Source organism: Nitrosomonas sp. PY1 (assembly GCF_022836435.1).
In the GTDB taxonomy this organism is placed as follows: domain Bacteria; phylum Pseudomonadota; class Gammaproteobacteria; order Burkholderiales; family Nitrosomonadaceae; genus Nitrosomonas.
Genome location: NZ_BQXC01000001.1, coordinates 2,685,149 through 2,710,791 on the forward strand (window position 1 = coordinate 2,685,149; position 25,643 = coordinate 2,710,791).

General features: G+C 42.7%; 22 protein-coding genes and 2 pseudogenes. 13 read left to right on the forward strand and 11 right to left on the reverse strand.

Annotated features, from left to right (window positions below):
• Positions 1-58: 58 nt before the first annotated feature.
• The 3 genes from sbcB (at position 59) to W03_RS12445 (ending at position 2,414) form a co-directional block, all read left to right on the forward strand.
• The gene (sbcB, locus tag W03_RS12435; RefSeq protein ID WP_244073643.1) at positions 59-1,492 is read left to right on the forward strand and encodes an exodeoxyribonuclease I; all 1,434 of its coding nucleotides are present in this window, start codon (positions 59-61) and stop codon (positions 1,490-1,492) included.
• A 154-nt stretch (positions 1,493-1,646) separates the two neighbouring features.
• On the forward strand, positions 1,647-2,096 hold the full coding sequence (locus W03_RS12440; protein ID WP_244073644.1) for a Rap1a/Tai family immunity protein: 450 nt from the start codon (positions 1,647-1,649) through the stop codon (positions 2,094-2,096).
• A gap of 42 nt (positions 2,097-2,138) precedes the next feature.
• Complete coding sequence (locus tag W03_RS12445; RefSeq protein WP_244073645.1) at positions 2,139-2,414, forward strand: glycine zipper family protein; 276 nt, start codon at positions 2,139-2,141, stop codon at positions 2,412-2,414.
• An 18-nt stretch (positions 2,415-2,432) separates the two neighbouring features.
• On the opposite strand, the gene W03_RS12450 is transcribed toward W03_RS12445, so the two are convergent.
• The 7 genes from W03_RS12450 to W03_RS12480 all read right to left on the reverse strand — a co-directional run bounded on the left by W03_RS12450 (position 2,433) and on the right by W03_RS12480 (position 10,086).
• Positions 2,433-3,764 carry a YbaY family lipoprotein gene (locus tag W03_RS12450; RefSeq protein ID WP_244073646.1) on the reverse strand — a complete coding sequence of 444 codons (1,332 nt, stop codon included), beginning with the start codon at positions 3,762-3,764 and terminating at the stop codon, positions 2,433-2,435.
• A 167-nt stretch (positions 3,765-3,931) separates the two neighbouring features.
• Complete coding sequence (locus tag W03_RS12455; RefSeq protein ID WP_244073647.1) at positions 3,932-4,486, reverse strand: HdeD family acid-resistance protein; 555 nt, start codon at positions 4,484-4,486, stop codon at positions 3,932-3,934.
• Positions 4,487-4,892: 406 nt separating this feature from the next.
• Entirely contained in the window at positions 4,893-5,414 is a 522-nt protein-coding gene (locus W03_RS12460; protein WP_244073648.1) for a CinA family protein, read from the reverse strand.
• A 101-nt stretch (positions 5,415-5,515) separates the two neighbouring features.
• On the reverse strand, positions 5,516-5,869 hold the full coding sequence (locus W03_RS12465) for a YdbL family protein (protein ID WP_244073649.1): 354 nt from the start codon (positions 5,867-5,869) through the stop codon (positions 5,516-5,518).
• A 30-nt stretch (positions 5,870-5,899) separates the two neighbouring features.
• Positions 5,900-6,112, reverse strand: a complete 213-nt coding sequence (locus W03_RS12470) for a YnbE family lipoprotein (protein ID WP_244073650.1) — start codon at positions 6,110-6,112, stop codon at positions 5,900-5,902.
• 86 nt (positions 6,113-6,198) lie between these two features.
• A complete protein-coding gene (locus W03_RS12475) occupies positions 6,199-9,579 on the reverse strand; it encodes a DUF748 domain-containing protein (RefSeq protein ID WP_244073651.1) in 3,381 nt (1,126 codons plus the stop codon).
• A gap of 54 nt (positions 9,580-9,633) precedes the next feature.
• On the reverse strand, positions 9,634-10,086 hold the full coding sequence (locus W03_RS12480) for an FKBP-type peptidyl-prolyl cis-trans isomerase (RefSeq protein WP_244073652.1): 453 nt from the start codon (positions 10,084-10,086) through the stop codon (positions 9,634-9,636).
• Positions 10,087-10,661: 575 nt separating this feature from the next.
• On the opposite strand from W03_RS12480, the gene W03_RS12485 reads away from it, so the two are divergent.
• On the forward strand, positions 10,662-12,029 hold the full coding sequence (locus W03_RS12485) for a cytochrome C (RefSeq protein ID WP_244073653.1): 1,368 nt from the start codon (positions 10,662-10,664) through the stop codon (positions 12,027-12,029).
• Positions 12,030-12,239: 210 nt separating this feature from the next.
• Here W03_RS12485 and mfd read toward each other — a convergent pair whose 3' ends face one another.
• Both mfd and W03_RS12495 read right to left on the reverse strand, forming a co-directional pair.
• On the reverse strand, positions 12,240-15,701 hold the full coding sequence (gene mfd / locus W03_RS12490) for a transcription-repair coupling factor (protein WP_244073654.1): 3,462 nt from the start codon (positions 15,699-15,701) through the stop codon (positions 12,240-12,242).
• A 148-nt stretch (positions 15,702-15,849) separates the two neighbouring features.
• Positions 15,850-17,514: an ABC transporter ATP-binding protein gene (locus W03_RS12495; protein ID WP_244073655.1), complete on the reverse strand. Its 1,665-nt coding sequence runs from the start codon at positions 17,512-17,514 to the stop codon at positions 15,850-15,852.
• Positions 17,515-17,672: 158 nt separating this feature from the next.
• Between W03_RS12495 and rfbA the strand changes: the two genes are divergently transcribed.
• From rfbA to istB, 6 genes and pseudogenes are all read left to right on the forward strand, one after another.
• A complete protein-coding gene (gene rfbA, locus W03_RS12500; protein WP_244073656.1) occupies positions 17,673-18,605 on the forward strand; it encodes a glucose-1-phosphate thymidylyltransferase RfbA in 933 nt (310 codons plus the stop codon).
• Positions 18,606-18,625: 20 nt separating this feature from the next.
• Positions 18,626-19,174 (forward strand): dTDP-4-dehydrorhamnose 3,5-epimerase, encoded by a 549-nt coding sequence (rfbC, locus tag W03_RS12505; protein WP_244073657.1) that lies wholly within the window; start codon positions 18,626-18,628, stop codon positions 19,172-19,174.
• A gap of 8 nt (positions 19,175-19,182) precedes the next feature.
• Positions 19,183-20,532: a DNA repair protein RadA gene (gene radA / locus W03_RS12510; RefSeq protein WP_244073658.1), complete on the forward strand. Its 1,350-nt coding sequence runs from the start codon at positions 19,183-19,185 to the stop codon at positions 20,530-20,532.
• A gap of 28 nt (positions 20,533-20,560) precedes the next feature.
• On the forward strand, positions 20,561-21,346 hold the full coding sequence (locus W03_RS12515; protein WP_244073659.1) for an alkaline phytoceramidase: 786 nt from the start codon (positions 20,561-20,563) through the stop codon (positions 21,344-21,346).
• Positions 21,347-21,478: 132 nt separating this feature from the next.
• A pseudogene (gene istA / locus W03_RS12520) lies at positions 21,479-22,367 on the forward strand (IS21 family transposase); the annotation flags it as partial.
• A gap of 142 nt (positions 22,368-22,509) precedes the next feature.
• Positions 22,510-23,283, forward strand: a pseudogene (gene istB, locus W03_RS12525) (IS21-like element helper ATPase IstB).
• A 130-nt stretch (positions 23,284-23,413) separates the two neighbouring features.
• Here the strand turns inward: istB and W03_RS12530 are convergent.
• Both W03_RS12530 and flgM read right to left on the reverse strand, forming a co-directional pair.
• Positions 23,414-23,869, reverse strand: coding sequence for a flagella synthesis protein FlgN (locus tag W03_RS12530; RefSeq protein WP_244073660.1), 456 nt, complete (start codon positions 23,867-23,869; stop codon positions 23,414-23,416).
• Positions 23,869-24,180 carry a flagellar biosynthesis anti-sigma factor FlgM gene (gene flgM / locus W03_RS12535; protein WP_244073661.1) on the reverse strand — a complete coding sequence of 104 codons (312 nt, stop codon included), beginning with the start codon at positions 24,178-24,180 and terminating at the stop codon, positions 23,869-23,871. Before flgM ends, W03_RS12530 begins: the two co-directional genes overlap by 1 nt.
• Positions 24,181-24,502: 322 nt before the next feature.
• On the opposite strand from flgM, the gene W03_RS12540 reads away from it, so the two are divergent.
• The 3 genes from W03_RS12540 to W03_RS12550 form a co-directional block, all read left to right on the forward strand.
• A complete protein-coding gene (locus W03_RS12540; protein WP_244073662.1) occupies positions 24,503-24,898 on the forward strand; it encodes a hypothetical protein in 396 nt (131 codons plus the stop codon).
• Entirely contained in the window at positions 24,876-25,109 is a 234-nt protein-coding gene (locus tag W03_RS12545) for a hypothetical protein (RefSeq protein WP_244073663.1), read from the forward strand. The genes W03_RS12540 and W03_RS12545 overlap by 23 nt, the downstream gene beginning before the upstream one ends.
• Before the next feature lie 203 nt (positions 25,110-25,312).
• The coding region (locus W03_RS12550) for a transposase (protein ID WP_244073664.1) at positions 25,313-25,643 on the forward strand (331 nt) is incomplete at its 3' end.

Sequence of the window (25,643 nt, forward strand, 5' to 3'; positions counted from 1 at the left end):
TAGCTACACAATACGTTTTTACTAGATCGTAGTTTCTCTGATTCAACAGCACAGCACAATGCCCATCACATTTTATTGGCATGACTATGAAACGTTTGGCGCCAACCCTCGATGCGATCGGCCGGCACAATTTGCCGGAATTCGCACAGATGAAGCACTGAACGAAATTGGCGAGCCACTCGTCATTTACTGTAAGCCAGCCCGCGATTTCCTGCCGCATCCAGAAGCCTGTTTGCTCACGGGTATTACGCCGCAACTCGCTAATGAAAAAGGGTTGCCAGAACCAGAATTTATAGCACAAATTCATACCGAACTTTCGCAGCCGAACACTTGCGGTGTCGGCTACAACTCGCTGCGCTTTGACGATGAAATCACGCGCTTTACGCTATATCGCAATTTCTATGACCCCTATGCACGCGAATGGCAGCAAGGTAATTCTCGTTGGGATATTATTGATCTGGTGCGTATGACATATGCGCTACGCCCAGCCGGTATCGTCTGGCCACGGCATGAAGACGGTCAGCCCAGCTTTCGTCTGGAGGACCTGGTTGCTGCCAACGGTATTCTACATGAATCCGCACATGATGCTTTATCCGATGTGCGTGCGACCATTTCCTTGGCACGCTTACTGCGCATGAAGCAACCGCGCCTGTACGATTGGCTGTTACAGTTGCGTGATAAGCGAAAAGCCGCAGCTCAACTTGATTTAACTACCCATAATCCGGTGTTGCACACAACGCGTATGTATCCGACCCAAACAGGCTGCACTTCACTGGTCATGCCGTTGATCCTGGAACCCGGCAACAACAACAGCGTACTTGTGTATGATTTACGCCATAACCCGGATATATTCCTATCACTGGATGTAAATAGCTTGAACAAATTGTTGTTTACCCGCAACGACGAATTGCCAGAAGGAATGCAACGGCTGCCGGTTAAATCGATAAAAATCAACAAATGCCCCGCACTCGCACCACGTAATACGCTTGATCATAAGACTACAGAGCGTATCGCACTTGATCTGGATAAGTGCCACGATCACTGGCAAACCTTATGCGCAGTCCCTGATTTTTTCCAGCGCGTAGCCACTGCATATACCAATCACGAATTTGAACCTTCCAGTGATGTCGATTTAGCCCTATATGAAGGCTTTTTGAACAATGCAGATGCTGCCTTATTAGCGCAGATACGGCAAGCTTCGCCGCAAGAACTGGCGAAATACAAATTTAATTTTCATGATGAACGACTCCCCAAGTTACTATTTCGCTACCGCGCTCGAAACTGGCCGGAAACATTGACGCCTGAAGAAATGGAGCATTGGAGAAATATGCGTCTACAACGCCTGACACAGAATAATTGTAGTGGGGGTGTTACTTTTGATGAGTATTCAGCCCAAATCGCATTATTGCGGGAAGTACATAAAACGAATGGGAATATCAAACAAATATTAGATAAACTTGAGATGTGGGGTAAAGAGGTAAAGATTTACTGAATTTTAGATAAAGACCAGTCGCAAGCTTTCAAGCTAAGAACCTTCGGCAAGCCTTGGCTGCGTCAATTATTCTTTTGTATTCGTATTTATATTTATGCTAAATTTAATAGTGTTTTTAAGGCATATTTAAAGTCAAACTATAATGGGTAATTATATGAAGAAAAATAATTTGTGTCGTATTCCTGTTAATCTGTTAATGATAGTAATGATGGGAATTGGCTGTCTAGTTGCTTCTGTTCAGGCTGCAACAGAAAATAATTTTATGGTCAAAAATACACAAGATATTGTTGAATTATGCTCTGTTTCTCAGGAAGATAAGCTTTATACACAAGCCATTCATTTTTGCCACGGTTATCTGGTGGGTATATATCACTATCAGAATGAGCTTTACAAAAGTCCAGGACTCAGTCCCATAGTCTGCATTCCTAAGCTATATCATCCAGCATCTGTCAATTCAGAAGCAGAGCGGATTGAGCTATCTCGCAATCATATAATTACTGGGTATATCCAATGGGTGAAAGAGCATCCAGATTATTTAAAAGAATCAATTGTTAATTCGTTAATGAAATACTTAGTCAACAATTATTCCTGTAAAGATGATTAATGACTTGTAAATAATCTTAAGCTTTTTATAAAGGTGATCATTATGAAAAAAATTGTTTGTTTGTTAATTGCAGTAGGCATAGCAATCAGTTTCTCTGGATGTGCTGGTATGTCGAATACTAATCAAAGGCTAATGACCGGTTCTGCAGGAGGTGCGGCAGGAGGCGCTTTAATCGGTGCAATTGCTGGAAATGCTGGAATGGGCGCAGCCATTGGTGCAGGTGCCGGTTTATTAGGTGGTTTTTTAGCCGATCAGCATAAGAAATCTGAAGAACGTGCTTACCAAAAAGGTTATCGAGCAGGTCAACAAAATAAATAATAAAAACTGATGCCCGGGCTATAACACTGTTGCCTCAAATCGTGCGCTTATAGTACCGGTTGCATCTAAAAGTTCGAGGTGGCTGCCAATAATACGGTAGCGTTCTACGTGCTTTAATGCTGAGAGAAATCGTTCTTCCAGATCCATGCCTTCGAGACAAGCCATCTTAGTTGATGCCATTCGGCTGAAACGTAGTTTGTCATTATTAATCTCAAAGCTGCCATTGATACGATTGCAACCAGTGTTTCCAGAGACACGTAGTGTATCAGTAGCAAATACCAATTGTGCTTCGCGTCGTTGTTTTGCGGATATCGCTACGGGATTGTCATTTAAACGTACAAGTTTCCAATAAGTACCACGAAGAGGACTGTCGGCTAACGTGTTGCCACAGGTTTCACGAGGCCAAGTGGTGATAAAGCGATCAACAATCAGAATGGCTTGCACTGGATAGCTTTCACCCATCGAAGGTCGCTGCTTGATCGTGCCGTCCAAATTTACCAATAAAGCTTGCCCAGGTTGTAAGCTGGCTCTTTGATATGCTGCTTCAAGCGCCTCATAGTCACCTTCCATAGCAACAGGTAGCCGTTGACCATCAGCACAAAGGGTAATCGTGGCAGCATTTGCCATGTAATCAAACATACCCGTTAATATCAGTTGCGGCTCAATGAGTTTGGATTCAGACGATCGCAGCAATCGGTCGTTGTGGTTGGATTCAATAAGTTTTCCGAGAAGATCGAGCTTGCGCAGCGCTGTACCATCCTCTACCGGCATCAGAAAAATTGGTGTTTCACGTCCGCTGCGCAGCACAATGCGTCCAGATTCATCGTATACCCAGCGACCGATGTCGTCGAAACGATTTGGTTCTGGCTGACCAATGTGGGTTATACGTAACTGATAGCGCCCTTCCGGTAGCAAATTCACATGCCATAAAATAGGATTACCGGCGCCAGGTAACTCCCCTTCGTATGAAGCAGGCAGAGCGCCGATATCGTTAGTCTTCGATTCTGGCGGAGAGCTACTACGAACGGATACCAGCAGTAACTGTAATGATGTGTTGCGATCATTAAGTACCGGGTATGCTTTGTCTGTCGTGAATAGTAATCGATCCTGATGTCTGATCGTCGCACGCACGATATAGCGATGATCTGATTGCAAAGTAGTATCGTCGTAGTTGATTTCAAACCGGATCGGCAACCGACCGACAGGAATCAATTGACTGCGACCAAGTACTGTGGCCGGTGCATCTGCTCTCGACACATCCTGCAATTCGGCTTCAAATACGGCACCTGCAGGCAACGCAATCCGTTCCCGATAGATCGCTGTACCTGATAAGGTGCCAGCCCATGCCATATTGCAAATGAATTCTCCTAGCAAGATTAATATCCAGATGACGAGTCTTTTTCGATTGATCACAATTATAGGGTTGTCCATTTTTTTATTCTTTTTCACAAACTGTCGATATTCATTTCACAAATAGCTGCTTTCATTAAAAATGGAAGCAAAAACTACCGAAAGATTTATAGTTTTTTGATTGCGAAGGAAGTTAATATAAGCATAGTTCCATTCATAATTAAATTAATGGCGAGAAAAGTTCCAAGTGCAATGCCAGCCAATATGTCAATTTGAGCAAAAATGATAATGCCAAGCAAACCGGAAATGATCCCGCTAAAAAATAACCAGCCCCAGCCGCGAGAAGGACGAAGGTGGTATGCATAAAAAATTTGCATGACGCCATAAAATAATAATAACGCTGCAACAACTAACGTCAGACTGACAATACCTTCCGATGGTCTGAGAATAAGTACAGTACCCAGCAATATCAATAAAACACCTGACGCGATCATCCATCCTTTTCCTTTCTGGCCAGCTTGGAAAGCCTGAATGACATTAGCAATACCGGAAACAACGAATATCCAGGCAGTTAATATTTCTACAGTTAAAGTCGCAAAAAATGGTTGATATAAGGAAAAAATTCCTCCGATCAGACAAATGATCCCAATGATCAAGAACCAGTACCATTTTTTGCGTAATTCATCGATATCTTCTGGTTTCAAATTTGTTGTGGTATCCATGCTATTAGCTCCATAAGGATGACTAGAGATAAATCTAAGGGAAATATGTTGCTTAAATTTCTCGGTGTTATGGATAAGAAAATAGGCTAAGCAACTTTATAAATAAACCGTGTCTTGTTTGAATTATATATAGCAAGACCGAGTTATAGTCAAATGCAGCGTATGAAGGGCTAGTTGTCTCGGCTCGAATTTAAAGCCTTCATAGAAAATAAAAAATGCCAATGGCCGACATCAAAGAAATTTTAGCAAAGAAAAATCGAATACATGGTTATAGAACTGATTTTATGGATAGCACGTACACAGAAAAGCTCTGACTCTAAAAGCACGACTATTTGTGAGAAAGATTGCAGGCAAAATTACCGGAAGACATTAAAAATGTTGGATACGATCATTGTGCGGTTGATTTTTAACCGGTCATAGAAATGCTATCGATCAACATTAATATTCCATTCAATGCTGTTGTCACAGCCTGATATCTAATGGCCTCTCGGCCACCTAGGTAATGATAGATTTCCTGCTGAACGTAGCCCGTTTTTGTTGTCCACGCAAAACATACCATACCCACAGGCTTATCGATCGTTCCGCCATCCGGTCCAGCTATACCAGTGATCGATACGCCAATCTGTGCATGGCTTCGGTTGAGCGCTCCCAACACCATTTCTTGTGCCGTTTGTGACGACACGGCGCCATATTGTGCTAATGTTGCCGATTGAACACCGAGTATTTCTTGTTTGGAAAGGTTACTGTAAGTAATAAACCCTCTTTCATACCATGAGGAACTTCCGGGAACCGATGTAACCGCTTGGCCTAACCAACCGCCGGTGCACGATTCGGCTGTAACGAGCATCAATTCATGTTGAATCAAGCATGCTCCGACTCGCCGCGCTAAAACGTAAAGAGCTTCATAGTTATCGGATGTTACTTGCATGAATGTTTATTTGACTTGATGGTTTACTATGAAGCACAACTTCTACGCTAACCGAAACAACGACCAAGCTGCTAGTCATATTTTACTTCGATGTATAACCGCTATTTCTTTGCCCATTGCCCGTTGATCTGAATCCAGGTTCCCGCTGGCACTGTATTAAAAATCTCTTGAGCGTAAACTTTACCCACTTGATCGACACTAATGCCTTGCGCAGCGGCTTTCTGTTGGTAAATTGCGCGGCGTTGCGCATTAATAGAATCCGCTTGTGCTTGTGCACTGGAATCTCGTGCGATTACATAACCCGTAGCGCTTTCTCCAATTGTACCGGATGCACGCAACTCCTCTAGCGAAGCAGCCCATGCATAGGGACTGACTAACGTAAAAATCAGCAAAGAAATTGTGATAACTTTTTGTATCGAAGTAGTGGCATCGGTACTACTCATAATCTTGCTCATTCCATCCTCCGTCGATCGATCTTCAAGTACCTAGAAAATACCAGGATTTGCAGCGATATCTTTTTTCGCGTCTTCTTCAAGTTTTACACGAATATCCGCATCCAATTTAATATTCAAATTGATTGTGATAGGCTCGTGGGGCGGTTCAACCTTAACTGTGGGTGTACATGCCATACTTGTCAAAAGTACGAACAGTGCCCAAGCGGTGTACTGAAATTGAATCATTCGACCTTCGCCATACATGGCCTACTCCTGGGTTACCGATTAAGTTTTAGAAATCGGTTCTTAGCAATCATGGTGCCAATTTTCGATTTGATTAGACTCAAAAACTATTTCAATGAAAATTCCACTCTTCCACCTTTATTTTCAGCCATACCAGCTTTAGAGGCTGAAACAATATAAATACGCCCATCCGGAATATTACCCTTTTCAATCAACCAATCGTGTGCTGCCATAGCACGCTGTTCAGCAAGTATGGCAAGATCGTTGTCAGTAATTTGAATATTCTCCAGCATCAATTGTTCCATTTCAGCATCTGGTAAGCTTTTATCCAAGCCAATCATATTCTTTGGTTTTTTAAAGGTTTCCTTTTTATAAGCTGCCGTTAAATATTGACTATATTCTTTGGGAGTCAATTGCATGTTGACCAGTTCTCCGCCGCCGCCTTCGCCTTTTTCTATTTGGCTTGTAAGCTTTTGTGTCTTAACTTTGTCTTGTAATAAAGCCATTTTCAGTCCGTCATGATCCCCTACTGCATCTGCGTAACCAGAAATTTCCAAATTAAGCGATGGTTTATCGAGCAAAATCTCAGCAAGTGATTGCAAACGTTTGGCGGTTTCTTCGTCAATTTCAGAAAGGCCTGGCGGAAATGTGATGGTGGAAAGCTCCTCGCCTCCTTCAAATACTGATGTGATCAGCGTAAACGGTGCGGTGACGGCTTTGGATATCAGATTGGTAAACGCTTCAAAAACAAGGCCGCCCAAATTAAACTCTGGATCGTCAAGAGAGCCTTTGAGCGGCAAACGCAAATTAATTTCACCATCACGATTTTTTAGTAATGAGATGGCCAAATCCAGTGGAAGTGACACGGCATTTTCACTCTCCATTTTTTCGCCCAAAGTAAACTGATCAAGAAAGATTTTGTTATCTGCGGTCAATTCTCTTTTTTCAACATGATATTGCACATCCGCCGAAAGCTTTCCTTTCTCAATAGCATAGCCTATATATTTCCCAGAGTAAGGACTGAAGGGAGGTAGGTCAATGTCTTTAACTCTAGCGGTTAAATCAAGAAAAAACTCTTGGCTAAAGGGTTCTATTTTTCCTTTGATTTCTAGCGGGGCTGTTTTATCGAGTGCACCTTTGACATCAATAACCCCGAATTTACCCGGATGCAATGGTCCAATTTGCCCACTTAGACCTGTTAAATTCGCACGGTAATTTGGCTTGATAAAACGATCATAGAAATTGATATTGCCACGTTGCAATAATACCTTGCCAATGTAGGCAAGTGTTTCTTTTTTTTGACTGGCCTGATTAGTCTCAACAGGTTTGACATCAGAGGAAACATCTCCGCCAGCCGACTTGTCGCTTTGTACAATATCCATCAGATTAAGCTTGCCGTTGGGCAATAAAATTGCCCGTGCATAAAAATCACTAAACGTGATGGTATTAATATCGATACGCAATGGATTGCTGACGATTTTTAAGCTACTGGCATCTAATTTTTTCCAGTGCAACAGATCTTGTGCATTTTTTTCGTCAAAAATGTACAAATTATCGAGTTTTGCGTCACCAGCTACATCGAAATTCAATTCTGCGTCTTGCTGCACCTTTACATTTCCATGAAAAGAAAAATCCCCGCTTGCGATCAGTGCATTGATCTTCCCTTCAGCCCATCCTTGAAGTGCCGCCAAATCAACCGAATCGAGCTGTATCGTTAAATCGGTATTCAATGGTGCCCATGCCAAAGTACCATCCATGTTAACGTTACCCCGTTCATTGACACGCGCTTTTATCGATAAATCCATTGGCTTGACACCAGTTAAATCAATATTGCGAACGGTTATGTCAAGTGGCTCTATTACCATTGGCTGTGTTTTTTTCAAACTCAAGTCTTCATATCGTAAAGCAGATTTTGCAAGCTTGACATCTCCAACTTGAACCGTCCAAGGTGCATCATTGGAAGATTTTTTCTCACTTTTTTGTTTTTTATCTGCCGTGGCGATCGATTGCGTCTTTATGTCATCCTTTCGAATCTCTTTTTCTGATTCCTTTGGAGTATTATTCTCAGCAACTCGGGACTGAGTAGGTTGATTGGGATCAGGTTTTCGTCCAGGTAATGGCACACGCATATGCGCAACAGTAGATTTATGAGTATTCTTTGTTTTATTGTCAGATTGATTACTCACTGAAGTATTTTTTTGCTTCGATGCATTCGCGGCAGGCTTAGGTTGAACCGGTCGTTCTTTTGTCGTTGCACCATCTGTCGATGCAAATAATTGCAATAAGTCGATATTACCCGCTGTATCGCGGCGCAGTGTCGTGCGCAATTGATCCAATGTAATGTCATCCAGTGCAATTTTATGCTTGTTCATATCGATTCCGACTTTATCAATCGTTAAATCGGCTAATGACAAAGCAGGGGTTTTTTCATCGTTTGGAATTAATGCGATGTCTTCTATTTTTACCGCCAGTTGAGAAGGTTTCTGTGCCATCACATAAACATTCATTAAATTGACTGACATCTGTTTAATCTTGGCTTGGTACGGTTCTTCAACGACGCTATTTTTTACTGAAATGCGTCGCATATGCGCATCACCGGACAAAGCAATTTCGGGAACTTGATCAGCAATCTGAGTAAAGGTAACTAATAAGTCAATGTCAAGTAACCCGGAATTAAAGCTTATGCCTTTTGGTAAGGATGCATATTGATCAACCTTGTTTAAATCAAGCCCATCCAGCTTCAAAGCTAACGTTGCTTCCTGCTTCTCGGTAAAGGGCCGCAACTTTCCTTCCAGAGAAAAAGGAGAGTCATTGATTTTTGCACTAAAATGTGGCTCAATCCAATTTGTCAGCTTGCTTTCGAAGTTAGCGATAATGGGTATTCCAAGATTGATTTCACTGATTTTATGATTGGCTGACTTGGGTTGATCATCAAATTCGAAATAACCATTTTCAATTTTGATATCGCCAATCGAAAATTTTGCGGGAGGGCCTTTTTCCTCTTCATCAGACGGCTGACTAAATTTTTCAATTAAGTCAGCAATGTTCAATCGATCATTAGTATCTCGACTTAGCCAAATTTTGGGCTCTGACAAAACAACACTGGTAATCACCGGTGCACGATGCTTGATCGATTCGATACTGGCGTCGACATACAACTTACCCAATGAGAACAATTTCTTATCTTGCGTGGCTTCGCCTGATTTTTCTCCGATACTAAAATCATGCACAATTAACTCAAGGCGGTTCAATTTAAATTCAATGAGTGCCACTTTAACCGGGCGTTGCAGTAACTCGGACAGGTGTATTTCCAATTGCGATTTTGCATAGCCGGGCAACCACCAATAGCTCAACGCGGCCAGAATCAATATGAGTGCAAAAATAACACCTAAGACGATTTTCCAACGCTTATTACGTGTTCGCGGCGCTTGTTTATCTGTCGGTGAAATTCCTTCTTCAGGGTGCTGTATCCGTTCGGTAGAGATCATAATAATTACTGACAGTTCGTTAAGTAAATAGAGCAACGTACCTCATTGAAGCAGTCAATAATGTCCTCCTTCTTGTTTTAGGCTGATCAATTCCACATCAAAAATTAGCGTGGCATCAGGGGGAATGATATTTCCAGCACCTCTTGATCCATAAGCCATGGATGGCGGAATAATCAATGTGCGCTGACCACCGACTTTCATGCCCAATACACCTTTATCCCAGCCTTTAATAACCCGCCCTGCGCCTAACATGAAAGAAAATGGCTCTTTACGATCATGTGAACTATCGAATTTTTTGCCTTTTTTATCAACGGCGTTTTCATCATATAGCCAACCAGTGTAATGAACGTTGACTGTCTTACCTACTTCTGCTTCTTCGCCATGACCGACTTTAACATCCGTTTTTTGTAGTTCGTCTACACCCGCAAACGCCCACTGTGATGCTAAAGTCAGAACAAAAAGTATGGAGATCAAATTGAGTAAATGCTTAAAATTGAATGTTCTCATGGTTGCCTTTTAATTTTTACAATAGAAATTAATGATCGTTAGCTGCTAACTACATGGGGGTATTATAACTGTTATGGATAATTCGTCATTATGTGTGAACATGTTATCCGACGAAGAATAGGAAAAATCAGCTAATAGGCATTCTCGGATCTTGGCATCGCTGCAATCTTCTCGCTGTTTTTATACTTAAGTTTAAGAACCTCAGAAGATAAAATTGATTCAATTTTATTTTGCGATTCCTCCTGGTCTTGTTGCACAGAAAGCATGAAGAAAAGATTATTTTTTTCTTTACAAAATAATCACTTAAACTTCACATTTAGTTTATAGCTAGCGTGCTACACTTCGCTCGCCTATATTTCATTCTCATTTAAGACTGATTCCAGACAAAGGAGATACTAAATGAGTGTTTGAGCAAACGATCCGTTGTATTAAATAGTGTTCGAAAATTTCTCTATTCATAGGGTATGCCTTATTTCCTATACTTTATTCGCCTTGCATCCCACCTCACTCATCAGGTTATTCAGCATTCTCCTAACAAATTATTAATAATTTTTTATTCATAAAGGAAATTAATCGTGATTGTATACAAGAGGAGTAATTTGCTTGTTGCTACCCTACTTCTTGGGTTTATATTATTGCTTCCAGATGTTCACGCAATGCCGAGTTTTTCACGCCAAACTGGGCTTGCCTGTAGCAATTGTCACGTTCAATCATTTGGACCGGGTTTGACGCCAACTGGAAGAAACTTCAAATTGAACGGTTACACTGCCACTGGTAACACCGACAGTAAGCTGAAATACATACCACCGATCAGTGCGATGATACGTGGATCATTTACCAATACGATAAAAGATCAACCCGATGGCGCGGCAGATAGGTTTGGCCGCAACAACAATGCAACTATTGATGAAGCTTCGGTTTTTTATGCGGGACGAATTGCCCCCAAAATGGGAGCCTTTATTCAAGGAACATATGGAGGTGTAGAAGATAAATGGGAGCTGGATAATACCGATATTCGTATAGTCGACAATAACGATATCGGTGGCAATAATTTCGTATACGGTGTCTCAGCAAATAATTCGCCATCTGTGTCCGATCTTTGGAACACAACACCAGTATGGGGTTTTCCATATTCATCATCTGATTTAGCACCCACACCATCCGCAGGGCCACTGATTGATACTTTTGGTGGGCAAGTCATTGGCGCTACGGGTTATGTTATGTGGAAAAACTTGCTGTATATTGAAGCGGGCGGCTATACCATGCTTCCAAAGAATGCACAAAAAGCTGTAGGTACTTTCGATAGTGAGCAAAATAGAATTAGCGGCGGCTCACCCTACTGGAGAGTGGCGTTACAACATGATTGGAATGGACATTATGGCATGGTTGGTGCTTATGGATTGCAGGCCAATGTGAATCCACAAAGACTGCAAGGCACGGGCACTGACAGTTATTATGATTACGGTTTTGATACGACTTACCAATATCTACGAAACCTCGCGCACATATTTGAGTTCAACGCAACCTATATTAGGGAGCAACGCGATATGAACGCCAGCGTTGCATTAGGATTCGCGGAAAAAAGATATAGCAGCCTCGATACAGCCCGGATCAGAGTCGGATATACCTATCTACAAACGTATGGCTTGAGTCTATTTTATTCACAAATGAGCGGAACTAAAGATAACATCATATTCAGTTCTGAAGAACCTATTAGTGGTAGTCGTACAGGAAAACCCAATTCTCAAGCATTTACCGCAGAAATAAGCTATACCCCTTTTGGAAAATCTGCATCTACCTTGTCTACGCTCGCTAATTTACGTATCGCCGCGCAATACACGCACTATTTTCAATTTAATGGCGGAATAAATAATTATGATGGATTTGGTCGTCAGGCAATTGGTAATGACACACTCTATATCAATGGCTGGTTAGCATTCTAGTAAACTTTCTGGATGAAAAGATCTTTGCGCAGTAAAGAGAAACCTTATTTTGTAGATCAATTTCCCGCTCCTTGAGGCAAAGGCTAATTGGAAACTAACAGATCGAAGACGAATAATAGCTCCTTGTTGCTTGCGAGTATTTTTGATCTTATTGATGATGCAGTTCCAATTACAAACTTAGCTTTACTGTGATCGTAGAAAATGAGCGCTTCAATTACTACCAGTCAACCTCTGAATCAATTCCTTAACCCGTATCACGCGCTTATTCACATCCGCAATCTGCACTTGTATTTTTAACCGATCTTGCCCCGCGAGAGAGTATTCTCGGCCACTTTGAATCAATTGGATAATTTTTATCGGATCGATCGGTGGATTAGCAATAAACTGAATCTGGATGCTGTCTGTACTGGCATCAATACGGATTATGCCGAGTGGTTTCGCGATGATACGTAAACGGTGGCAGTCGAGCAGAGCGCGCGTTGGAATAGGTAACAAGCCAAAGCGGTCGACGAGTTCACGTTGCATATCATCCAGTTGCTCATCATTGTCACAATTGGCCATACGCTTATACAAAACCAGGCGTTCATGAATGTCGTGACAATAATCTTCTGGCAGCAATGCCGGTACATGCAAATTAATTTCGGTAGCAACACCTAACGGATGTTGCATATCCGGTTCCTTACCTTGCTTTAATGATTGAATGGCCGTATCAAGCATGGCGCTGTATAAACTGAAACCAACCTCCTGCATCTCACCGCTTTGCGACTCACTCAATACCGCGCCAGCACCGCGAATTTCCAGATCGTGCATGGCCAAATAAAAACCGGCCCCTAGCTCTTCCATCATCTGAATTGCTTCCAAACGCTTTTTTGCTTGTGATCCAAGTGCTTCTTCCTCAGGTGTCAGCAAATAAGCATACGCCTGATGATGCGATCGACCAACGCGACCGCGCAATTGGTGCAGTTGCGCCAAACCGAATTTGTGCGCATTGTTGATAATGATGGTGTTAGCGCTGGGAATGTCAATGCCGGTTTCGATAATCGTGGTGCATAGCAAAATGTTGAAGCGCTGCTGATAAAAATCACGCATAACATGCTCTAGTTCGCGTTCCGGCATTTGTCCATGAGCAATGTGGATGCGCGCTTCCGGTAGCAAGCTCGCCAGTTTTTCATACATCAGTTGAATGGTATTGACCTCATTATGCAAAAAATAAATCTGCCCTCCACGCTTCAGTTCGCGCAAACAGGCCTCGCGAATAATACCAAGTGAAAAGCGGCTGACAAAGGTACGAATTGCCAAGCGGCGCTGCGGTGCCGTGGCGATAATAGAAAAATCACGCAATCCTTCCAGCGACATTGCTAGTGTGCGCGGAATCGGTGTCGCGGTCAGGGTCAATATATCAACTTCTGCACGCAGTTTTTTCAGCTGCTCTTTCTGTCGCACACCGAAGCGGTGTTCTTCATCTATGATGACTAGCCCGAGATTTTTAAAGTGCACGTCTTTCTGGATCAGTTTATGCGTACCAATGATAATATCGATTTCACCCTTGGCTAGACCAGCGATGGCTTGGGTTTGTTCTTTCGCAGAACGAAAACGGGATAACTCGGCAATTTTAACTGGCCATTGATCGGCGATCAGGCCAAACCGATCGGAAAAATTTTGGAAATGCTGTTCGGCAAGTAACGTCGTTGGAACCAAAACAGCCACTTGCTTCCCATCAGCCACGGCGACAAAAGCTGCGCGCAGCGCCACTTCTGTTTTGCCAAAACCCACATCGCCACAGATCAATCGATCCATCGGCTTACCTGAAGTTAAATCTGCTATGACTGAGTGAATGGCTGCAGCTTGGTCAGCGGTTTCTTCAAAACCAAATCCTTCAGCAAACGCATCGTAATCATGTTGCCGGATCGTAAACGCGTAACCTTCACGCGATGCGCGTTGCGCATACAAATCCAACAACTCTGCAGCAGTATCACGCACTTGTTGCATAGCTTTGCGTTTGGCCTTATCCCATTGACTATTGCCAAGTTTGTGCAGTGGCGCCGACTCGGGCGCAGCACCACTATATCGCCCAATTAAATGCAATTGCGAAACTGGAACGTAAAGTTTGTCACCCCCATCATATTCCAATGACAAAAATTCGCTTAATTCTCCAGGTTTGCCTTCGCCGACATCCATGCTCACCAAGCCGAGATAACGGCCGATACCATGTTGTTCATGCACCACTGGATCTCCCGGTTTGATTTCGGACAAGTCACGTAAAATGTTGTCGGTTGAGGTGACCTTGCGCGACTCCCGTTCACGGCGACCATGTATATGCGTAGCATACAGTTCGCTCTCAGTGATAAAGGCCAAACGTTGCTGTGGCAAAACAAATCCGCTGTGCAACGACGAAACACTCAGCATAAAAGGTTGTGAGCCGTCGATAAACTCCTGATAATTCTGGCAGTTATCTGGATGCAGGCCATATTGACTTAAATACTCGGCGATTAATTCTCTCCGACCAATACTCTCGGCCAATAACAAAATGCGCCCACCGTTGTGTGTAAACTGCGCAACAAATGCTGCCAATTTTTCCAGTGGGTTTTCTACGTGCCGATTAACTTGAACAGAAGGTAGCGCTTCGCTGGCAAAGCTTTTTATTTGCTTGGCATCTGCTTCTCGTGGAAGTACTTCGATACGCGCATACGGTTTTATTTGTGCAAAAAAACCATCACTAGACAAGAACAATTCGAGCGGAGGCAATAAAGGACGCTCAATATCGGCGCGCAACAACTGATAGCGGGATTGTGTATCGCGCCAAAATTCATCCATCACTGAACGCACATCTTGGTGCACACAAAGTAGAGTTTCTTTGGCAAGATAATCAAATAGCGTCGCAGTTTGCTCAAAAAATAAGGGAAGATAATATTCGATACCTGCAGGGGTTAGGCCTTTACTAATATCTTTATAAATTTGTTTCTTAGAAGGATCACCTTCAAACTGTTCACGAAACTTGCCGCGAAAAAAAGTGCGGCCCGCCTCATCTAATGGAAATTCCCGCGCAGGCAGTAGACGAATTTCCTTAACCGGATAAATACTGCGCTGTGTATCGACATCAAATGTACGAATAGTATCGATTTCATTATCCAGCAAATCAATACGATAGGGCAGTGCACTACCCATCGGAAACAAATCAATTAAGCCGCCTCGTACACTGTATTCGCCCGGTGAAAATACTTGTGTCACATGCGTATAACCGGCAAATGTCAGTTGGCTACGCAACTTGGACAGATCCAGTTTTTCTCCTTGCTTTAAGAAAAACGTGTGTGCCGCCAGGAATTCACGCGGCAACATGCGATACAACGCTGTCGTTATCGGTGTGATCAGCACGTCGCAAGCGTTATTCATGACTTGATACAAGGTTGCCAAACGTTCTGACACTAGATCATGGTGCGGCGAAAAAACATCGTAAGGTAGAGTTTCCCAGTCTGGAAGCAGATGTATTTTGAGTTGTGGCGCAAAGTAGGGAATTTCTTCCAATAGCCGCTGCGCATCCAACGCATTCGCCGTGATGATAGTAATTGGTTTAGCTTTCTGCGCGATTTGGGCAAAAAATAACGCATCTGCAGAACCGGAAAAATTGGTATAACGCGTTACGGTGCCAATCGTGGGCAATTGCAATGATTGCATGGTAATGATGACGTGCTTGTGCAAAAAATACTACGCAAGAAACAATTTAGCGAGTTAAATTTACTATTATAGGACAGTTCGATGGATTTACTGCGTACTACGTCATATTGAAGCTTGGATCCTTTTCAATTGACTCATAGGTAAGATGTTATCGATAAGATAAGGATTCTTTGTCAGATTCCTTATCAAGCAAGACCATTTTATCGAAATCAACCCAACATGAACGGGTTTGACTGAAGACTAAAGTGGTGCGATTCTCAATGAGCGTTCTTAATGCGTGTAACGCTGCTTCTGTGTTGAGTTCATCGGTATCAAAAACCTCATCCAAGATAATAATAGCCGGATTTTTAAGTAGCGCGTGTGCAATCGCGATTTGTAAGCGCTCCACTTTTCCAATTTCAATACCTTTATCGCCCACTTTGGTTTGCAAGCCATCGGGCATCTCTTTAACGAAAGCATTACATCCAGAAGTTTGCATGGCAAGTGTTATTTGGGCTTCGTTTGCGCATTGCATCGCACCATAGGCAATACTACCGGCGATTGTTTCATCAAGAAGCAGGCTATTTCGAGATACCAAGGCAATGTTTGTATAGAGATTGTCAATTTTGATGTCGTTCAGCAAATAACCATCCAGTAATATCCTTCCCGATGAAGGCTGCTCTAGTCGTAACAGTAAATCAATCAATCTATTTTTTACAGGCTCGGAATAATCTGTAAAAACAACTTTCTCACTTGGTTGGATAGCGAGATTCAAGGTAAAGTTATGCTGTTTTGTGTGATTAAGAGTAATGTGCTCAAATTGTAATTTTCCTCGAACGGGCTGTACTAACAAAGTTCCCGTATCCTTTTCAGATACTCGATCGAGAAAAGAAAAAACGAACTCCAGATGCCTTCTATCATGTATTAAGTCCACAAAAACACGGGTCATCCGGTGCATGCTTACGCTTAGCATTGAAATGGCAACAGTCACAGCGAATACTTGGCCAGAGTACATTTGATTATGTAATATTTGCAGCGCAAACAAATAAATACTCAGGGCGACAATCCCTACCAGAATGATTTCGATTGCTAACCGAATAACTGCTTGCATCAACACTTTCTGCCGATTACCCAAAAAAACAGATGCTACTGCTTTTTCAAAACGTTGATTTTCTCGCACCTGTCCTTGGCCTAGCTTTATTTCTTTATAGTTTTGAATGGGACCAACGATAAGCTGTGCCAAGTTTTTAAACGATTTCTGGTTCTCCTGACTGAGTTTGTTAAGCTGATCACTGGCGATTTGATACAGTAAAACGACTGCTGGTAACAGTACCGACACCAGAAGCAATGAATCTCGATGCAAGTAGTACAGGCAGGCAAATAATCCGAGAATGGTCAAAGATTCTTTAATCGACAACCCCAACTTTTCAATCGTAACCAAATTAATTTGGTAAATGTGATGAAATAAACGATCAATCTTCTTATGATCAATAAAACGATGATATTGACTCGCCGGCAATGTTAAGAATTTGGTAAAAACTTCGCCATAAAAAGCAGTGCCTAATCGGCTAGTCAGTATATGCATGAGATGACTACTCGCATAGCAAATTATCCATCGAACCAGACACAGTACAAGCATTGCAAATAACCCCTTCTGCACCAGCACCCAGTCTTCCAAAATCAATGCATTGTCAAATAAGAATTTAATTACAATGGGTAACAATGCTATTGCAATAGCGTTTATAAGAAAAATCAATAACAGCCATGCAAATAATGCCCGCTGAGCTGTGAGCCTTTTTGCTAAACGCTGATAAGCTGGTGGTAAATTTATCATGCAACAATTCTACATTAACATGATGTAAAACCCAGTTTTGCAATTATCCTGGTTGCGAGTGCAAATATAGTACAATCCTTCATCGCTGTATGCTGAATGATTTATTCAATATATATAAAAACTGACCGATCGATGAGTAAACATCAGAATTTCTATTTATGTCCATCACGAACAATTTAGACACCACAAAAAATACCCAAGAATCCATTCTTCCAAAACGCAAAGGAATTGTACTTGCCGGAGGTACCGGAACACGACTTTATCCCATTACACAGACAGTATCAAAGCAATTGCTCCCGGTGTTTGACAAACCGATGATTTACTATCCTTTGAGTACGTTGATGTTGGCGGGCATTCAGGATATTCTGATTATTTCAACACCACACGATGTTGGTCATTATCAAAGACTTTTAAACGATGGCAATCAATGGGGACTGAATATTTCTTATGCCGAGCAACCATCGCCAGATGGTCTTGCGCAAGCATTGATCATTGGCGAAACGTTTATTGGTAATGATTGCTCCGCGCTGGTATTGGGCGATAATATTTTTCACGGGCACGATTTTCATCACTTATTAACACGTGCCATGACACGTACCACAGGTGCCAGTGTTTTTGCCTACCATGTACATGATCCTGAACGTTATGGCGTAGTTGAGTTTGATACACAAGGTCATGTCATTAATCTGGAAGAAAAGCCCCAAAAACCCAAATCACATTATGCCGTAACCGGTTTATATTTTTATGATCAATATGCATCGGAATATACCAAGAGCCTTAAACCATCGGTGCGTAAAGAACTCGAAATCACTGACTTGAATAGAGTTTATCTTGAAAAATCGGCCTTGCATGTAGAAATCATGGGGCGAGGCTATGCTTGGCTGGATACCGGCACACCGGAGTCTTTACTGGATGCAAGTCAATTTGTTGCTACAATTGAAAACCGACAGGGACTGAAGATTGCCTGCCCCGAGGAAATAGCGTTTAAGCAAAACTGGATAAGCGCCGAGCAATTGGAACGATTAGCGCAGCCGTTGGCCAAAAACAGCTACGGGCAATATTTACTAGAGGTTTCAAAACGTGAATTCTAGCCCGATAGGCATGACATAAAATGAAAGCAACGCCACTGACCATTCCTGAAGTAATATTATTTGAACCCCGTGTTTTCGGTGATGCACGAGGATTCTTTTTTGAGAGTTTCAATCAACGACAGTTTGAATCGGCAGTTGGTCAGTCTGTTTGCTTTTTGCAAAATAATCACTCACGCTCTGTACAAAACGTATTGCGTGGCCTGCACTATCAGATCAAGCAACCACAAGGAAAATTGGTACGCGTAGTGGTTGGAGAAGTATTTGATGTAGCGGTGGATATCCGCCGATCATCAGCGACTTTCGGACAATGGGTGGGTGCAAACCTTAGCGCCGAAAATAAGAAACAACTCTGGGTTCCTCCCGGGTTTGCACATGGATTTGTTGTGCTATCAGAATATGCCGAATTTTTGTATAACACGACTGATTATTGGGCTCCCGAGTATGAACGTTGTATCGTGTGGAATGATCCGATGCTGAATATTCAATGGCCGGTGATGAATGCCGCACCGGTGCTTTCCGATAAAGATACTCGTGGCGCTACCTTGGACATAGCCGAAGTTTATGATTAACTCACTGAATGGCTAAACAAAAAACAGTTTATTCCTGTATCGAATGCGGCGGGCAAACGCTTAAATGGCAAGGGCAGTGTATGCACTGCCAAGCATGGAATACCTTAGTTGAAACGATCGCGGAAAAATCTGTATCGCGATTTACTCCTCCCACCGCAACCAGTCAAGTACAAAATTTAGGGGCGGTAGAAGCACAAGAAGAACCGCGTTTTCCGACTGAAATTAATGAACTTGATCGCGTGCTTGGCGGTGGCTTGGTGCAGGGTGGCATTGTATTATTGGGCGGCGATCCAGGAATTGGTAAATCTACACTGCTATTACAAGCTCTGTCGAATATGTCGACACACCATTCGGTACTGTATGTAAGTGGCGAAGAATCTGCACAACAAGTTGCGTTGCGTGCTCGTCGCCTAGCCTTGAATGTGCAGACCGTATCCCTGTACGCCGAAATTCAATTGGAAAAAATACAAGCCGCACTGGTAAAACACAAACCTACAGTTGCTGTTATCGATTCGATTCAAACCATTTACTCCGAAGCATTACAATCGGCACCCGGTTCAGTCGCGCAAGTACGCGAGTGTGCGGCACAATTGACACGATTGGCCAAAGCAAGCGGTACTTGCATTATTCTGATTGGACACGTCACAAAAGAAGGTGCATTGGCTGGACCACGCGTACTCGAGCATATGGTTGACACCGTGTTGTATTTTGAAGGTGACATGCATTCCAGTTATCGCATGATTCGTGCGTTCAAGAACCGTTTTGGCGCTGTCAATGAACTTGGTGTGTTTGCCATGGGTGAAAAAGGCTTACGAGAGGTCAAAAATCCTTCGGCATTGTTCCTTTCGCACCATGATGCACAAGTCACAGGATCTTGTATCATGGTGACGCAAGAAGGCACTAGACCGCTGCTAGTTGAAATTCAAGCGTTGGTCGATGAAACGCACTCTCCGAATCCGCGACGCTTATGCGTGGGGCTTGAGCAAAACCGCTTGGCAATGTTGCTTGCGGTATTGCATCGTCACGCCGGAATTCCTTGTTACGACCAAGATGTCTTCGTCAATGCGGTTGGAGGTGTGAAAATCAATGAACCAGGCGCTGATCTGGCTATCGTGTTGGCAATAGTCTCTTCCTTGAAAAATAAGCCGATCGCTGAAAGAACCGTTGTAATGGGCGAAATTGGCCTGGCAGGTGAAATTCGTCCGGTACAACGGGGTCAAGAAAGATTAAAGGAGGCCGCAAAGCTCGGCTTCAAGCAAGCAATCGTACCAATGGCTAACAACCCTAAACAACCGATTGCAGGAATTACGGTGATTCCAATAGCACGCATTAGGGACGCCGTAGCACAGATGCATTGACGCTCACAAGTTCCATCGGAAACCATCAATGAATCGACAACTCTGGTTAATCGCCGTAATATCGTTCATAGTAATTAGTGTTGCATTGGCACTACCGCCCTTGTCACAACCTCTGGATTACCATGAATTTGCCGATCAGCGTAGTTTCATGGGTATTCCCAATTTCAATGACGTAGTTTCCAATTTGGCCTTTTTGTTCAGCGGCGGTGCTGGGGTAATGTTGCTACTGCGTATTAATCAACGCCCTTCACAAAAAACATTCCAACAACTCCAGGAGTGTATTCCTTATGGATTATTGTTTTTGGGCGTGATCGCAACTACATTCGGCTCCAGTTATTATCATTGGATGCCGAGTAATGATCGCTTAATGTGGGATCGACTACCAATCGCTATTTGTATCGTTGCCTTATTGTCGGCAACACTCGTGGATCGCGTCAATATCAGAATCGGTTTATGGTTATTGCCATCGCTTGTTGTTTTGGCCATAGTAAGCGTATTATATTGGCATTGGACCGAACTACAAGGCGCTGGTAATCTAAACCTATACATCGTTACACAATTTTACTCGATTCTACTGATGCTATGGATTAGCTTCCGATTCCCATCGCGTTATACGCATGGCAGTTTTATCTATTCCATCATTATTTTGTATGGACTGGCAAAAGTAGCTGAAACACTCGACAGAGAGATTTTCACCTTGACCCATTACTGGATCAGCGGACATACCCTCAAGCACTTAATCGCAGCCTATGCAGCATATCGAATCGTGTACGTGCTAAACAAAAGAAGTATTGAAACAAGAAAACTTCGTTGACGTTACAGATAACAATTGTTGACACCGGTTGAAATTTGACCATAAAAGCCTAGCTGTACGGATTGAAAACTGATCCGGTAATTCACGTATCTTGCCTAAATTTTAGACGGGAGAAATTAAGAGGTGATTACCATGGTTATGTATGCAAAGATACGGCGAATGTATTACCGTGAACATTTGTCGATTAATGAGATTCATCGGTGCACGAGTCTGTCACGGAACACGATAAAGAAGTGGTTGAAAGCGCCAAACGGCAGTGCGTTGAGATATGAAAGGGCGAAGAAGGATCGGCGCACGCCGTTGATGTTGTTCAAAGTGATATTGAACGAAGGTTATACAGGTGGTTATAGCATTGTTTGCGATTTTATTCGCAGGTGGCGCAATCAAGGCGGACAGAGTAAAGCGACGTATGTGCCGCTGCGATTTATGCTGGGTGAAGCTTTTCAGTTTGACTGGAGCGAAGAATGGCTGGTGATTGGCGGTCTTCACCGCAAGGTGTTGGCGGCACATACCAAGCTATGCGCCAGTCGTGCTTTCATGTTGTCGGGCTATCCGTCACAAAGCCACGAGATGTTGTTTGAAGCTCATACTCGTGCATTCACAACTTTTGGCGGTGTGCCGAAGCGCGGCATTTACGACAACATGAAGACGGCCGTGGACAAGGTGTTCAAAGGCAACGGGCGAGTAGTCAATACGCGTTTCTTTGCAATGACGGCGCATTATTTATTCGATCCTGATTTTTGATGTTGCTTCCGGTTGGGAGAAAGGCGTTGTTGAGAAGAATGTTCAGGATATGCGCCGTCGCGTCTGGAATGAAGCCAAACGGCAGCAGTTCAGTTCATTCGATGATCTGAACGAATGGCTTGAGATGCGTTGCCGCGCGTTGTGGTCAGAAATTCAGCATCCGGATTATTCGGGTATTACTCTTGCCGAAGCGCTGGAGCAAGAACAATTGTACATGATGCCAATGCCAGCACCGTTCGATGGCTATGTCGAAGTATTGGCGCGCCTGAAACACACCGACGTGCCAGCGTCAGTGGAAACAACGCTGAAACTGAAGGAAGAACCGCAAGCCGATACCGCTCGCTATGACTGCTTGAACAAGCAGGAGGTACCGCATGTCTGATATATCCGTACAATTCAAGGCGCTGAAATTATATGGCATGGCTAGTTGCTATACCGAGTTGAGGCAACAATGCACGCCAGATCGGATGGTTGATCTTGAGTCGACAAACCAGATTTTGTCTGAACTGCTCCAAGCCGAGTCAACCGAGCGCAATATCCGTTCCATCCGCTATCAGACCCAAGCTGCCAGATTCCCGATACAGCGCCATTTACAAGGATTCGACTTCAGTCAGTCCAAGGTAGATCAACAACTCATTCAGCAACTGGCTACAATGGAATTTACGGCTGCTGCACAGAACCTGGTGTTGGTCGGCGGCACCGGTACCGGCAAAACACACCTGGCCATTGCTATCGGCACTTCATGCATCCAGCATCACAATAAAAAAATACGCTTCGGAAGCCGCCATCGATCTGGCCAATAGCCTGGAACAGGAAAAATCCGCCGGAAAACAAGGCAGGCTTGCCCTGCGACTGTTACGATCGATCTGGTTATCCTCGATGAGCTGGGCTATCTGCCATTCTCACAAGCTGGAGGTGCTTTATTGTTTCACTTACTCTCCAGACTGTATGAACGCACCAGTATAATCATCACCACCAACCTAGCATTCGCAGAATGGAGTAACGTTTTTATCGATGCCAAAATGACCACCGCGCTTCTGGATCGACTTACGCACCATTGCCACATCATTGAAACGGGCAACGAGTCTTTCCGATACAAACAAAGTGCTGCCAGTGCAAAGATCAGAATACATCAGCGAGAAAAAGAAAAATACTCATCAGAAGAAAATCTGGCTAATTTACAATCAAACTAAAACATTAACAGGAGGCAAAAACCAGCTCAGTTCGGTCTACTTATCCACAGATGCGTAGTATCCTGCGCTCTGTTTCCCCCTGGTCAATTTTCAATCGTTAGGGGCGGTCAGTTTTAAATCGGTATCAACACTAGATATATGCTTGACCGTTTGGACCGTACAAAGATATGTTTCCCGAAGCGCACTGTAAAGCTACAAATGTGCGCTGATTGTGCTGAAGATACTTTGAAATGATTAAACCATTAGTATGATTAAGATTTTTAGTTGTATCAACAAGTGCAAGAAGCTGATTCCATAAACTCAGTATTTCAGAATTATTTGAGGAATGTGTTTCCAGCCAATAATTAATAGCTTTTTTTTCTAATGCCACACCATTATTTTTGAAATATTGATTACGCTTAAAGTCCAATTGAGACAGTTGCTCTAATAAAGAAGTTTTTTTTGAAACAAAGTCATCAAGCTTATTAAAATGGCTTTGTGTCAATGCATTTTCTTCTTGCTTTAGAATTTCTATCAGTTCTTCAAACAATTTTTTCTCAATCTTCAAACATGAAGCAAGCTCTGCCAATGACATATCAGATGCCATTAAGCTTCACCATTTTTCGACTGTATTAATTCTCGAACAGTCTCCAAAAGCTTATCAGCCACAACCTCAGGGTTTATCTGAAAATTTCCTTCGCTAATTGCTTGTTTAATTTCTTGAATTCGAGCGGAGTTTACTACTGATCCTGAAGTTAAATTACTATCAATATTTTGTAATTTAGTCGCATTAGGACTTAAATGTACATTATTTACTTGCGGCAAATCTGCGCTTGTTGAATTCACATCTGTACGCTTTTTACCTTCAGCTAACGACACAGTCGTGACTGATTGCAATGATTTATCTATTTTCATCATTTTTCCTTAGATTGGATTTAATTGAATGCTTTATCGACAATCTTACAATTAACTTTAACAATTGAAAGTCTTGGCACAATCAGAATCAATTTTAGCATCAGAAGTTTCATTTTATTCTGGCCACAGATAACTTATGTTGATGTTGCGGTTAGCAACGACGATAATACGTTATTATTCTCCAGCTAATACTCTATATTTCTGGCATTTTTACTAGCCTGTCAAGGGACGGAAACATTGGGAATTGTTACAAACACGAGTAACTTCACGTTTCATTCGCCAACAGCGGTAAAGTTAAGTATTTGTATATTTATAGGAATTGGAAATGAACCACTATTTATATAAATTTAAGCTATTACTGGTACCTTCGTTGCTATTGTCAATAAGTGTTGTGCATGCTGAAAGTCAAAAAGCTGGAAACATTCCACTGTATGATGGCACCCAATTGGTGATTCCTCGAGTAGACACACTAGAAAAAGCTGGATTCTATCAATCAGCGACATTTGTTTATGACAGCAAAATTAATGCTTGGCACTTACAATCTTACGATCAAGCACGCGAAGATGTTGCAATAGAATACGTAATACCCTCGGTTATAACTAATAGCACCCCAGCACAAATGCTTTTGCAAGTTAAGGGTGCAATTCTTAGTTGTGGCAGTGTTGGTAGGATTGATCAAAGGATAGTTAATAATAAGTTTGGTGCGTATTTACGCAACTAAAATTCCTCTGGATAGCATTTGTACTGCAGCAATTCAACCTTTCTTAAAGGTTATTCCATTAGATGTGTATGGTCTTGATGCTGGAATTTACGAATATAGTGTAAATGCTGGCAATAACGGAGCATTCGAGTTATTAAAAGATAATAGACTTGCAGAGCGTGAAGGCATGGGAGAGTGTAATCAAATAACTACTACTGTCAGTTCTGAATAGGATGTTTTATCTAAACTAGCAGATCACTTCTGCTAGTTTAGAAATATTCGATAACACTATAACAATCCTATAATAGGTTACTTAGTCGTCCCTGAAGAAAGTACAACTATTTGATAATGAGAAGAAATACAGAGATGTGTGTGATCCGATCGACCAGAAATGCTAGAATTGCAGCTAAATTCTGGTCGAAATGGTGATTACAGATGCTCACACTCAGTAGAACTTTGCACCAACCCAGTTTGTTTGAGACTGACCTGTTATTGCAGCTTGATCGTTCTGATCCATTGCTACAGCTTGCATTGGAAATACCTTGGCTTGAGTTTGACGAAGCATTTTCAATACACTACAGCGAAGGATTAGGCGCACCCAGTAAACCGATTCGGCTGCTGGTTGGATTGTTGATACTCAAGCAGTTAGAGAACTTGAGCGATGAAGCAGTAGTATTGCAGTGGAAACGCAATCCGTATTACCAGGCTTTTTGCGGGATGAAAGAGTTTCAGCGAAGATTGCCCTGCCACAGCACGGAGTTGGTGC

What these genes read in the sequence shown, in the direction of transcription:
- W03_RS12440 (WP_244073644.1), top strand. Translation starts at nt 1,647, where the DNA reads ATGAAGAAAAATAATTTGTGTCGTATTCCTGTTAATCTGTTAATGATA.
- W03_RS12470 (WP_244073650.1), bottom strand. Translation starts at nt 6,112, where the DNA reads ATGTATGGCGAAGGTCGAATGATTCAATTTCAGTACACCGCTTGGGCA.
- W03_RS12450 (WP_244073646.1), bottom strand. Translation starts at nt 3,764, where the DNA reads ATGGCATGGGCTGGCACCTTATCAGGTACAGCGATCTATCGGGAACGG.
- W03_RS12460 (WP_244073648.1), bottom strand. Translation starts at nt 5,414, where the DNA reads ATGCAAGTAACATCCGATAACTATGAAGCTCTTTACGTTTTAGCGCGG.
- W03_RS12475 (WP_244073651.1), bottom strand. Translation starts at nt 9,579, where the DNA reads ATGATCTCTACCGAACGGATACAGCACCCTGAAGAAGGAATTTCACCG.
- rfbC (WP_244073657.1), top strand. Translation starts at nt 18,626, where the DNA reads ATGAAAGCAACGCCACTGACCATTCCTGAAGTAATATTATTTGAACCC.
- sbcB (WP_244073643.1), top strand. Translation starts at nt 59, where the DNA reads ATGCCCATCACATTTTATTGGCATGACTATGAAACGTTTGGCGCCAAC.
- radA (WP_244073658.1), top strand. Translation starts at nt 19,183, where the DNA reads ATGGCTAAACAAAAAACAGTTTATTCCTGTATCGAATGCGGCGGGCAA.
- W03_RS12445 (WP_244073645.1), top strand. Translation starts at nt 2,139, where the DNA reads ATGAAAAAAATTGTTTGTTTGTTAATTGCAGTAGGCATAGCAATCAGT.
- W03_RS12540 (WP_244073662.1), top strand. Translation starts at nt 24,503, where the DNA reads ATGAACCACTATTTATATAAATTTAAGCTATTACTGGTACCTTCGTTG.
- W03_RS12495 (WP_244073655.1), bottom strand. Translation starts at nt 17,514, where the DNA reads ATGATAAATTTACCACCAGCTTATCAGCGTTTAGCAAAAAGGCTCACA.
- W03_RS12480 (WP_244073652.1), bottom strand. Translation starts at nt 10,086, where the DNA reads ATGAGAACATTCAATTTTAAGCATTTACTCAATTTGATCTCCATACTT.
- mfd (WP_244073654.1), bottom strand. Translation starts at nt 15,701, where the DNA reads ATGCAATCATTGCAATTGCCCACGATTGGCACCGTAACGCGTTATACC.
- rfbA (WP_244073656.1), top strand. Translation starts at nt 17,673, where the DNA reads ATGTCCATCACGAACAATTTAGACACCACAAAAAATACCCAAGAATCC.
- W03_RS12455 (WP_244073647.1), bottom strand. Translation starts at nt 4,486, where the DNA reads ATGGATACCACAACAAATTTGAAACCAGAAGATATCGATGAATTACGC.
- flgM (WP_244073661.1), bottom strand. Translation starts at nt 24,180, where the DNA reads ATGATGAAAATAGATAAATCATTGCAATCAGTCACGACTGTGTCGTTA.
- W03_RS12465 (WP_244073649.1), bottom strand. Translation starts at nt 5,869, where the DNA reads ATGAGCAAGATTATGAGTAGTACCGATGCCACTACTTCGATACAAAAA.
- W03_RS12530 (WP_244073660.1), bottom strand. Translation starts at nt 23,869, where the DNA reads ATGGCATCTGATATGTCATTGGCAGAGCTTGCTTCATGTTTGAAGATT.
- W03_RS12515 (WP_244073659.1), top strand. Translation starts at nt 20,561, where the DNA reads ATGAATCGACAACTCTGGTTAATCGCCGTAATATCGTTCATAGTAATT.